The organism is Streptomyces sp. NPDC030183 (genome assembly GCF_055573455.1).
On record NZ_JBVIBK010000012.1, the window covers coordinates 149,892 to 161,913 of the forward strand.

A 12,022-nucleotide genomic window follows, 5' to 3' on the forward strand; every position below is an offset into this window, starting at 1 on the left:
CAACTAGAGATCCTTACTGCTCAGTTGATGGGCTCGATTTCCTTGAGGTCGAAGTACCCTCGGTACCCGCTCATGTAGATGGCTGCACGGTGCCCGAAGAGAACGGTCGCCTCGGTGGCGGTCCTCAGGTTTTCGTAGTCGCCGGTGGTGGACCTGACGCGGGTGCCGACCGCATGCTTCTCATTCCACTGCCGAACCAGTTCAGCCGCCGAGGGGATCACCTTTTCCTCGACCTGCACTGCATTCTTCCGCAAGTCCGGAAGCTCCCTGCGAATCTTCTTCTCCAGCTTGGTCAGGACGTTGCCGTACCCGACCTCCTCGAACTCCATTCCCTCATGGCTGAGCAGGTATTCCACGATGTCGGTCCACCGCACCGGGCTGACGATCTGCCGCGTCAGAAACTCCTTCACGCGGCGGTTATCGTGCGGTCGCCCCGTCACGTTCGAGATCACCGGTATTCGAGGTGCGGAGAAGGGTATGTCCGCCAGAAACTCAGCGAAATCGGCACGGGCCGACTCCATGTAGCGGGAGTGGAAGGCGCCGCTCGTGTTCAGGGGTACGAAGAGGTGGTTCCCCGTCTGGAAGAGCGGCTGCGCGGCCTTGATGTCCTCGGCCCGCCCCGAAATCACGATCTGGGAGGGCGTGTTGTAGTTCGCCAGGTCGACGGAGGTAAGCCGATTCTGCTCCAGAATCGTCCTTATCTCCTTCTCCGAGGCATTGAGGACAGCAGCCATGGCCCCGCCGGACGCCTGCCCCATCAGCTCGCCACGCTTCTTCACCAGGCGCAGGCCCGTCTCGAAGCCGAAGCATTCGGCTGCCAGGAGCGCGTTGAACTCCCCCAGGCTGTGTCCGGCCACGAAGTCCGGGACCTGTCCGGTCTCCCGGATCTTCTTGTAGTAGGACAGGGCGTTCACCACGTAGAGCGCCGGCTGCGTGAACTGGGTCTGGTTGAGCCGGCCGTTGAGGTCCTCCAGGCAGAGTTCCTTGACGGAGTAACCCAGGATCGCGTCGGCGGCCCGGGTCAGCTCCTCGAACTCGTCGAAGAGTGAACCGCCCATTCCCTTCCGCTGCGATCCCTGCCCGGGGAAGACATACGCCCTCATGGAGAATCCCTTCTCATCGTTCGAAGTCTGTTGGCGATGGTTGCTGAACTGCTTGTGCTGGGCGGGGAGAGCTCCTTCACGTAAGCGCATGCAAGCGCTCCGCGAGGATCGACGAGGCTTCCCGCATGAGGTCGGCCGCAATCCGGTCCGCATGCCGGTTCCGCCAGTCGACGAGCGGGGTTCCCTTCACCCACTGGTTGAAGGAGCCCAGTGCGGGGCCGGTGTGGACCTGTACGTTCGCCGGATCGCGCTCGGGTTCGGAGAAGGACAGGCGGCTGCTGTAGCCGTAGTACCAGCGGAAGATGAGCGCCATCCTGCGCTTCGGGCTGCGCTCGGCGCGCTCGATCTCCGCGATCCGACCCGTCCTTTCCAGGTACTCCCGGGTCTCCTGCCAGACATCGTCGACGCTCTTCTTGAAGTACGTGGCCTGAATCTGCCGTCGGGTGCCCTCCGGAATGTCCTCCCAGGATTCATGGGCCTTGTAGAGGGCGGACAGTTTGTTGGCCCTGGCGGGGAAGAGCACCCCCTTCTTCAGGACCTGAACCAGTGCGCCGATCTCGAACATGTCGCCGGCCGGGCAGTAATCCGTGTCCTGGACGTCGATGTCCTGCAGCCGGTCCTTCACCGCATCGCTGATCCCGGCCTCCACCGTGCACTGGTTGATGGAACCGGTCATGACGAAGTCCGCGCCCATCGTGAAGGCGGCGGCAACGGCATGCGGCGTGCCGATCCCCCCGGCGAGGCCGAGACGGATCTTCTCCGAGTAGCCGTGTTCCCTCACCATGTCGCGGCGCAGGCTCTGCATCGACGGCAGCAGGACCGTGGACACACCCCGATCGGTGTGTCCGCCCGAGTCCGCCTCCACACAGAGGTCCTGGGCCACCGGCACATCCCTTGCCAACGCGGCCTGTTCCGGAGTGACCCGGCCCTCCGCGAGCAGGCACGCGACGATGTCATCAGGTGCGGGCTTCATGAACTCGCGGGCCACTTCCGGCCGCGAGACCTTGGCGAGGATCCGGGTGTCACGTGTGATGCCGCCGGGCCCTCGGCGCAGGCCGCTCAGATGGAACCGGACGAGGGCCGGTGTGACCTTGACGAAGGCGGACGCCTCGATGAAACGCACCCCTTCCGCGAGCAGCAGCTCGACGTTGGCCGTCTCCCGTGCGGGGTCCTGCAGGTTGCACAGCAGGTTGACACCGAACGGCTGTCGTGGCGTCAGGTTCCGGCGTATGAAGGCGATGTCCCCGCGCACCCGCTCGGGGCTGAGGCCCGCCGCGCCGAGAAACCCCATGAAGCCGCCGCGCGCCATGGCCACCACCAGCTCTTTCGAGGCGATGCCTCGGTACATCGACCCCGACAGATACGCGAAGTCGATGCCGAAATCCCTGCGGAAGCCCTCGCAACCGAGCTTTTGTCCCGCACTTTCCATTCCGCTTCCCCCTGCTCAACCGCCCGGAGACGGCCGCACCCACGTTCCGGGGGCGGCCGCTCCGCCCACTGGTCCTACAGAAACCGCAGCTCGGGTGAGTCACCCCGAGTCCGACCCGCGGCTCCTTCCTGCCGCGCGCCCCCGCCGACGCCGCCCCACCCAGGTCTTCGCAGCCGAGATCCGCTTCTCCTGCCGGCTGTCGGAATAGAACAGCTTGCAGAAGGACTGGAGGGTCGCCAGGGAACGTCCGTCGCTGAGGATCGTGAAATGGTTCGCGGAATCCACGTCGGTCAGGTGGAAGTTCGGCAGTTGCTTCTGCCACTCCTCCCAGTAGTTGACGTGGTCAAGTGCCGTGCCGTCGCCCTGAGTCGAGAACACCGGCTCGAGGTCGCCGTAGAAGAGGCCGCTCTTGTTGCGGAAGTAGAAGCAGGTGACGGACTCCGGCCGGGGCAGCGGCCGTACGTCGTAATCCAACACCTCGTAGGCTTCCTGGACCCGGACGTTCTGCTCCACCAGAGCCCGCAAGCCCCCCGGGGAGCCGGTCAGACCACGCTGCCGCGCAAGGGCGATCAAACCGTCGAGCCAGTCGTCGTCGCCCTCGTCCCAGGACACCTCGCCGCTCGTGATGAACGCGTCGGCGAAGTCCTTCGGATCCGGTCTCGAAGTCGCGAACAACAGGGCGTTGACCTGCTGCAGGATCATGTCCTTTCGGGACATGATCATCTGTTTGATGTCATCACCGTACATTGCGTCGATCATGACGACCGTCTCGACGGTCTCGCCCTGTTCCTGCAGCTGACGCGTCACCTCGTAGGCGAGAAGACCTCCGAGCGAGTAACCACCCAGGTCGTACGGTCCCTCGGGCTGCACCGTCCGGATGATGTGCGCGTAGTGGGCAGCCATGGCGGGGATCCCGCGCAGCGGCTCGCTGTCCGACATCCAGCCGCGGGCCTGGATGCCGTAGAAGGGCCGCTCAAAGCTGTCGGCGATCGATCCGTAGACCTCGAGGCCGCCGAGTCCGCCGTGGAACCAGAAGACCGGCCGACCCTCACCGTTCGCGTTGAGGCGGATGACCTCGGGAAAACGCGCCGACGCCGCCAGAGCCGCAGGCACCTGCTCGTCCACGGCCGACGTACCCGGCCCGGAAGAGGATCCGAAGCGCCGCACCAGGTCCCTGGTCGAGCGGCACTCGACCAGGGACCGCAGGTCGGCTCCGGCGCCGACCTGCGACTGAAGCCTCTTCACCAGCTGCATCGCGAGGATCGAGCTGAATCCGAGGTCCTCAAGAGACGCGTCGAGGTCGAGCGCGTCCACCCGCATGCCCAACAGGTCGGCCACGAGGGCCGCGATCTTCTCGGCGGCGTCCGTCCCCGTGGCCACCGCCACCGGGCCGGTCGCCGGGGCGTCCTGCGTGGCGGCGGTTGCCGGCGGCGCCACGGCCATCGGCATGGCCTCCGGGCCCGGGCTCACCCAGTGCCTCTTCCGGTCGAACGGGTACGTCGGGAGCGTCCGCAGCATCCTCGGAGCCCGGCCCTGACGCGGCACGGAGGCCCAGGGCACCGTCCCTCCACGTGCCCAGAACAATGCCAGCTTCTCCGGCGCGTTCTCCGCGAGGAGCTCCCGGAGCACCGCGTCCCCGACATTGCCGCTCAACAAGGCGCCGAAGTCCGACGCCTCGCGCCCGGCGTCACCCGTGAACAGCGGTACGGCGGCCTCGGAGGCGGTTCCTTCGAGGTAGTGGACGAGGCCCGCGAGCAGTTCCTTGGGGTCGCCCACCACCAGCGCAAGACGGGAGTTCATCGCCTCCCGCCCGTACTGCAGCGTGTATGCGAGGTCCCCGAGGGACAGCTGCTCCTGGTGCGCGCCCACGAACTCGAGAAGCTGCCGCGCGGCGGCATTCAGCCGGTCCTCGGTGCGCGCGGAGAGGACCACGATCTGCGACGTCCCGTCCGCGTCCGAGGACGGCTGGTCGGCTGTCTCCTCACCGAGGTACTCCTCGATGACCAGGTGGGCGTTGGAGCCTCCTGCGCCGAACGCGCTGATGGTGGCGCGCCGCGGATACTCCCGCGGCTGGCCGTCGACGGCCGCCACCGGCCGGTGCCAGCCTGTCGCCTCTTGCGGCAAATAGAACGCCGTGCCCTCGAACTCCACCCCGGGGTTGAGTCGACCGCGTCCGACGAACGGGACGAGGCTGCGGTGCTTGAGCTGCAGCACGACCTTGCTGAGCTGGGCTATGCCGGAGGCCGCCTCGACGTTGCCGAGCGTGGACTTGACCGTGCCGACGGCGCAGAAGCCCTCGTCCTGGGTGTGCTTGCCGAACACCCTCTTGAGGGCCGCGAACTCGATGGCGTCGCCCAGTTGGGAGCCGTTCGCCGACGCCTCGACGTAACTGACCGTACGTGGGTGGACGCCCGCCCGTTCCAGGTTCTCCTCGATCAGCTGTGCCTGCCGTTCCGGGCTCGGCACCATGGGACCGTTCGTACGGCCCTTGTGGTTCATGGCGCTCGACCTGATGACGGCGAGGATCTCGTCGCCGTCGCTGACAGCTCGGGACAGCGGCTTCAGCAGCACGGCGCCGACGCCCTCCGCAGGGATGAAGCCGTCCCCGTCGAGGAAGGCCCGGCTGTCGGGGGTGCTGCCGGCGAGGCCGGTCAGGCTCAGCCCGAGGTACTTCTTGGGGTGCAGGGAGAGATTGACGCCACCGGCGATCATCATCTCGCAGGTGCCCCTGCGCAGTTCCTCGCACGCCATGTGAATGGCGACCAGCGACGAGGAGCACGTCGTGTCGACCGCGAGGCTCGGCCCCTGCAGATCGAAGAAGTGCGACACCCGGTTCGCGACGGCGCTGTACGACATGACCGAGGTGATCGACTCGTGCAGGATGTCAGACGACAGCAGTTGGTACTGCTGGTACATCGCACCGACGAAGACCCCGACGTTGCCGCCGTACCCGTCCCGCAGGCGGTCCCGGGTGTAGCCCGAGCTCTCCAGTAGGTTCCACACGCACTCGAGGAAGAGCCGAGTCTGCGGGTCCATGATCGCGGCCTCGCGTGGCGAGACGTTGAAGAACAGCGAGTCGAAGTCGGCGACGCCTTCGATGAATCCACCCCACTTGGTGGGCGTCCTCCCGGGCCGGCTCTTCTCCGGGTCGTAGTAGCGACTGTGATCCCATCGGTCCGCGGGGACCTCCGTGACGCAGTCCCGTCCCGCGGCCAGGTTGCTCCAGAGCTCGTCCAGGTCCTTCGCCCCCGGGTAGCGGCCGGAGAGCCCGATGACCGCGATCGCGTCCTCCTGCGCCTCGGTTCGCCTCCGCGCCACCTCACGCACCTCGGGCCCACGGGGCGCCACGGGCTCGGTCGGCACGGCGGGGACGATCGGCACGGCGGGGACGATCGGCTCGGCGGGGACGGTCGGCTCGGCGAGCGCGGTCGGCTGCGTCGAGTCGGGACCGATGCCCAGGACGGACTCCAGAGCGCCCGCGTGAGTCTCGCAGAAGTAGGCGCTCAGCGCGTCGATGGTCTGGTACTCGAAGAAGAGCGTCTTCGGCAGCGAGCCGAAGTCGGCCTCCAGCCGGCTCGTGACGGTGAGCGCCAGCACCGAGTCGATGCCGAACCGGTCGAAGGGCGCCGCCCGGTCGATCCGGTGCGCGGGCACCTGGATCACCTCGGCCAGCGTGTTCCTGAGGTAGGAGACGAGCGCGGTCCGCACGGCGCCGGGGCCGTCGCTCGCACCCCGACCGGACGGTACGGCGTCCTGCCGTACGGGCCCGGGCACGGACTGCACGGCAGGGGCAGGCCGAGAGGCGGGCTGCGGATCCTGTCGCGGAACGGTCGTGTGCAGCACGGTGCGCCGGATCCTGTCGGCGTCGCCCGCGATACACAGGACCTGGCCGTGCGGTGCGTCCAGCGCTGCGTACAGCGCTTCGAGCCCCAGGGCGCTCGGCATGGGCACCATGCCCAGGCGTTCACGCATCAGGGCCTCGGTGCCGGCGTCCACCCGCATCCCGCCCTCGGCCCACAGCGGCCAGTCGACCGAGACGGAGGCGCCGAAGCGCTGCCCCTGGGCCACCAGGTCCTGCCGGTGCTGCAGGTAGGCGTCCAGGAACGCGCTGGCGGCGGCGTAGTCGGCCTGCCCCGTGTTGCCGAACACCCCGGCCGCGCCGGAGAACGCGACGAGGAAGTCCAGCGGTACGTCCTTGCTGGCCTCGTCCAGGTTCACCAGCCCCGCCACCTTGGGCGCGAGCACCTCACGGCACTCCTCGGCGGTCTTGCGGCGGATGAAGCCGTCCTTGATGATCCCGGCGCCGTGGACGATGCCGTGCAGGGCACCGTGCTGCTCGAGGATGCCGTCGATCAGGGCCCGTACCGCGACCTCCTGGCTCACGTCGACGCGCTCGTAGCGCACGTGGGCCCCCTGCGCACGCAGCGCGTCGAGGACCGTCTCCTGCTCGGGGCGCAGCGCCGAGCGACCCGCGAGGACGAGCGTGACATCCCGCGTCCCGGCGACGATGTCCTGCGCGAGGACCGTGGCGATTCCGCCGAGCCCGCCGGTGACGAGGTAGACGCCGCCAACGCGCCACGGCACCCGGACGTCCGGGTGGCTGTCGCCCTCGACCCAGGTCAGCGCCTCTGTGCGGCCGTCGCGGAAGCGCAGGCAGCTCTCGTCGGCGTACCGGCGCCCCGTGCCGATCCGGGACACCAGACGCCCGGTGCTCTCGGCGGGGTCGACGAGGACGGCTTGGGCCACAAGGCCGGGGTCCTCCGCGTGCGCCGACTTCAGGAGGCCGAGGAGGCCCTTGGCAGTGGCGAGAGCGGCCTCGTCGGGGACGACGAGTTGCACGAACACGCGCTGCGCGGCACCGTCCAGCAGGCTCTGGAGATGGCCCAGGGCCTGCACGGTGTACTCGGTGAAGCGCACCGAGATTCCCGGTGCGGCGGACGTCAGGCTCAGCACCTCCACCGCCGGCTCCTGCTCGGCCAGCGCCTCGGCTAGGTCGGGCAGGTCAGGCAGCAGGACGACGTGCCGGCTCGGCGTGGTCTCCCCCGTGCCCGGCCGCGCCTGACGCCAGGCGGGAAGGAAGTCGACGCGCGCGACCTCGGCCGGAGCCGGGGCTGCTCCGTCCAGGACGCGGTAGGACATGCCCTTGAACCGCGTGCGCACCCGGCCATGGTCGTCGCACAGGTCGAGGTCGAGCTTGAAGACCGAGCTGTCCCGCTCGACGCCGGCGCTGTAGCGGATCCATGCCCACATGGACTCCGTGCAGGAGCCGAGGATCTCCAACTCGTCCAGGGCGAAAGGCAGTGAGGGCCGCATACCGGACACGTCGAGGGTGTCCGCGTCCCCGGCGGCGAGCCCCATGCCGAGCGAGGCCTGCAGCGTCGCGTCGAGGAGGCTGGGGTGCAGCACGAAGGAGTCCCGCGTGTCGTGCACGGATTCGGGCAGTGCGAGGCGTACCAGCACCTGGTCACGGCCGATGTACAGGCGTTCGATGCCGCGGTGCGAGGAGCCGTAACCGAAACCGATGGCCTCGTACGCGGGGTACAGCCGATCCGCGCCGAGCTCGGTCCTGTCGCACGCGGCCCTGAGGCCCGGGAGGTCGAGCGTGGCGGGGACGGCGTCCTTCAGAACCACCTGCCCCTGGCTGTGCGTCACCTGCGCCGCACCGTGGGCGTCGTCGGCCGTGCCGGTGATCGCGTACTCGGCCTCGTCGTCGCTCCTGGGCACGAGGGACGTGGTGAGCAGGACGGGTTTGCCGCTGGCGGTCACCGGGCGCGCCCACACGACGTTCCGCAGGGCGATGCCCGGTCCGTCCGGTTCGAGGCCGCCCAGGGTCAGGGACGCGGCGGCCCGCGCCATCTCCAGGCACACGACGCCCGGGAGGACCTTCTGTCCTTTCACCCTGTGGTCCCTGAGGAAGAACTCGTCGCCTGTGAACTCCGAGCGGTAGCGCCGGGAGCCGAAGTCCGAGGCGTCGGCGTGCAGCAACGGGTGCGGGGTGCTCGTCGACGGGTGTGCCGGGCTCCGGGGTGCCGCCTCGGGCACCCAGTACCGGTCACGGGCGAACGGGTAGGTCGGGAGCGGCAGGCGGGTGTGCCGGCCCTCGGCGAACAGCGCGACGTAGTCCAGGTCGTAGCCCTGGACATAGAGGTCCGCGACGGTGGAAAGCAGCTCGGTGAGGCGCTCCGGGTCGGCGTCCGTCGTCACCTGCCGGATGCAGTCGTTGCCGAAGGTCCTGAGCGCGGCGCGCTCGTTGTGGCCCTGCGCCGGGACCTCGCCGGTGCACACGCGCGGGCTGTGCCTCTTGGCCAGCCAGAGCCTCAGGCCCTGGACGAGCTCCGCCTGGCTGCGTGCGATGCAGGCCAGCCGATGCGGGAGGTGTCTACGGCCGGTGAGCAGGGTGAACGCGACATCGCCCAGGTCGAGTTCGGGTCGTTCCTCACAGTGGGCGAGGAGCCGTTCGACCTGCTCCCCGAGCTGCTCGGCAGTGCCCGCGGACAGGGTGATGAGCCGGGGCGACGGCGCACTGGTGCGGTGTGCACGGGGTGGGGCTTCCTCGATCACCATATGGGCGTTCGTCCCGCTGACACCGAAGGAGCTGACCGCGGCCCGGCGAGTGCCGTCGCCACCGGGCTCCCACGCGCGATATGCCGTGTTCACGTAGAACGGGCTGTCGCTGAAGTCGATGTGGGCGTTGCCCTTCTCGAAGTTGATCGACGGCGGGATGCGCCGGTGCCTGAGCGAGAGCAGCACTTTGAGGACACCGGCGACACCGGCGGCGGTGATGGTGTGGCCGAGGTTGGACTTGATCGAGCCCAGCGCGCAGTAGTCCCGCTCCTGGGTGTGCCTGCGGAAGGCCCGCTTGAGGGCGTGGTACTCGATCGGGTCGCCGAGCTTCGTGCCCGTGCCGTGGGCCTCCATCATCTGGATGTGCTCCGGGTTGATGCCGAAGCCCTCGTAGACGGAGGTCTCCAGGCGCTCCTGGGACCGGGCGCTCGGCGCGGTGATGCCGTTGGAGGCGCCGTCCTGGTTGATTCCGGAGCCGCTGATGACGCCGTGGATGTGGTCGCCGTCGGCGAGCGCGTCGCTCAGCCGCTTGAGTACGACCACACCCGCGCCCTCACCGGGCACGAAGCCGTCGGCGCGGTCGTCGAAGGTGTGGCAGCGGCCGCTCGCGGAGAGCATGCCCGCCTGGCCGGCGATCAGGTAGAACTGCGGCGTGCACTGGAGGGCGACGCCGCCCGCCAGGGCCATCTCGGTCTCTCCGGCCCAAAGGCCCTGGCAGGCCAGGTGCATGGCGACGAGGGAGCTGGAGCAGGCAGTGTCGACGGAGATCGCCGGGCCCTGCAGGTCGAGGTAGTAGGCGATGCGGGCCGGCATCGCCGACAGTGCGTTGCCCCACATGGACTGCGGGGGTGCCTCGCCTCCGAACAACTGCGCGTAGCCGCTCTCCTGGCAGCCCACGTACACGCCGACCTGCCGACCCTGGGTGGCGGATCCCGCGTATCCGGCGTCCTCCAGCGCCTTCCACGTCTCCTCGAGGAACACCCTCTGCTGGGGATCCATGTACGTCGCCTCGATGCCCGAGATGTTGAAGAACGTCGGGTCGAACCGGTCCATGTCGTCGATGAAGCTGCCGTAGTCGCAGCTCTGCGCGCCCGCGGGGTAGTAGCGCGACATGTCCCAGCGCGAGACCGGCTCGATGAGGTCGTCACCCTGTGCCAGGTGCCGCCACAGCTGCTCGACGTCGGCCGAGCCACCGAACCTGCCGCTCATGCCGACGACGGCGATCGGCTCCTTGCGCAGGGCGCCGGTCGGCTCGTGCGGCGCGCGCACCGGAGCGGTCCGGGGCTGCGACGCGGTGGTGTGCGGCGGCGCGGCGATCGGCGCCGGTTCCTCGACCGGGGCTCGTAACTCGCCCGGCAGTGAGGCGGTGACCTCCGCCCGGTGGGTGGCGATGATATGCCGGGCAAGCCGGTTCACGGAGCCATGGTCGAAGAGATCGGTCGTGGCCAGATCGATGCCGATCTTCTGGTTGATCTCATGGATCAGCTGCACGCCGATGATCGAATCGATGCCGTAGTCCATAAAGGCGTCGTCGGCGCCGATCTGGGTCCGGTCGACCTTCAACGACAGCTTCAGCTGCTCGTAGATGACGTCCTTGACGTGCTGTTCGAGCACGTCGTCGGCGACCGAGGAGGTCAGGGTTCCTGTCCGCACGGTTCGGCGTGACGGGCTCGCGGCGCGTGTCTGTGTGGTGGCCGCGGCCTGCTCGTTCCCGGTCCCCGAGGCCTCCGGGACCTCCTGCCGGATCAGGCCGTCGCTGTCCGCCGCGACGACCTGGTGCCCCAGGTCGTGCAGTCGCTGTGCGGGGAACGACACCGAGCCGAAGCCCTCGTCGTCGAGGACCTCCTCCCAGGAATCGGGGGCCAGGCCGGGGCAGCCCGGGATGCGCAACTCGTCGTCCTCGTACAGCCACCAGCCCTCCAGGAGACCGAACGTCAGGTGCGTGAACAGCGAGTACCCGGACAGTTCGTTCGCGAGCAGAACCCCGTTCTCCTTCAGCGCGCCCTTGGCGTTGCGCAGCGTCCGGCGGATGTCCTTCGTGGCGTGAAGGACATTGGTGGCCAGCACGATGTCGTACGAGCCGGCCTCCACGTCCTGCGTCGCCAGCGGCTCTTCCACGTTGAAGATCCGGTAGTCCAGGTAGGGGTGGTCCGGCCCGTACTCCTTCTCCGCATACATCAGGAAGGACTTCGACAGGTCCGTGTAGCAGTACGTCTCCACGTGGGACGCGAAGGGCTCCAGGCTCTCGAAGACCTTCACGCTCCCGCCGCCCGTGCCCGCGCCGATCTCCAGGATGCGGATGCGGGCCGACGGGTCACTGCGCACGATGTCCTGCACCACGGCGGCCACGACGTCGGCCATGACGCCGTTGAAGCAGTCGGTGACGGGGTTGTTCTTGTAGATCCCCTCGACCAGTTCCATGGAGGAGTTGGGGAACATGACGTCGGTGGCGGGCACCTCGCCGCTCAGGATGCGCGGCAGCGCGCGCAGCATGGCGTCGAGAAGCACGACCTGCGCGCGCAGATCGGCGTTGTCCGACCACCGCGCGCTGCGCTCCTCCCACTCCGCCCACACGTCCCGGCTGCTCACCGCCCGGGCGGGGCGGGGCCGGGCGGCGTTGCCGTCGGCACCCTCGACGTATCCGCGGATCTGCAACTGGCGGACGGACTCCGCCAGCCAGCTGCGCAGTTCGTCGCCGAGGGGCAGCCGGGGAGCCGGGGCCGCGAAGACGCCGACGCTCTGCAGCTGGTCGAGCAGGAGCCGGCTCAGCAGGTCGTCGTCGATGAGCGCGTCCGTGCCCTGACCCGAGTCGGCGACGGCCGGGGCGGCCGTCCGGTCGGCTATCTCCTGACACAGTCGGGCCAGGGGAACCCTCGTGCCTTTCCGGGCGGTGGTGATGGCTTCACGCCGAATGATGTGCCGCATG

At 68.7% G+C, this 12,022-nt stretch carries 3 protein-coding genes; all 3 read right to left on the reverse strand.

The window, feature by feature from the left end:
- Positions 1-20: 20 nt before the first annotated feature.
- The 3 genes from fabD to ACZ4Z2_RS16865 all read right to left on the reverse strand — a co-directional run bounded on the left by fabD (position 21) and on the right by ACZ4Z2_RS16865 (position 12,021).
- On the reverse strand, positions 21-1,103 hold the full coding sequence (gene fabD, locus ACZ4Z2_RS16855) for an ACP S-malonyltransferase (RefSeq protein WP_468076639.1): 1,083 nt from the start codon (positions 1,101-1,103) through the stop codon (positions 21-23).
- A 76-nt stretch (positions 1,104-1,179) separates the two neighbouring features.
- Entirely contained in the window at positions 1,180-2,532 is a 1,353-nt protein-coding gene (locus tag ACZ4Z2_RS16860) for a PfaD family polyunsaturated fatty acid/polyketide biosynthesis protein (protein ID WP_468076641.1), read from the reverse strand.
- Positions 2,533-2,631: 99 nt separating this feature from the next.
- Positions 2,632-12,021, reverse strand: a complete 9,390-nt coding sequence (locus ACZ4Z2_RS16865) for an SDR family NAD(P)-dependent oxidoreductase (protein ID WP_468076642.1) — start codon at positions 12,019-12,021, stop codon at positions 2,632-2,634.
- Position 12,022: the final 1 nt, after the last annotated feature.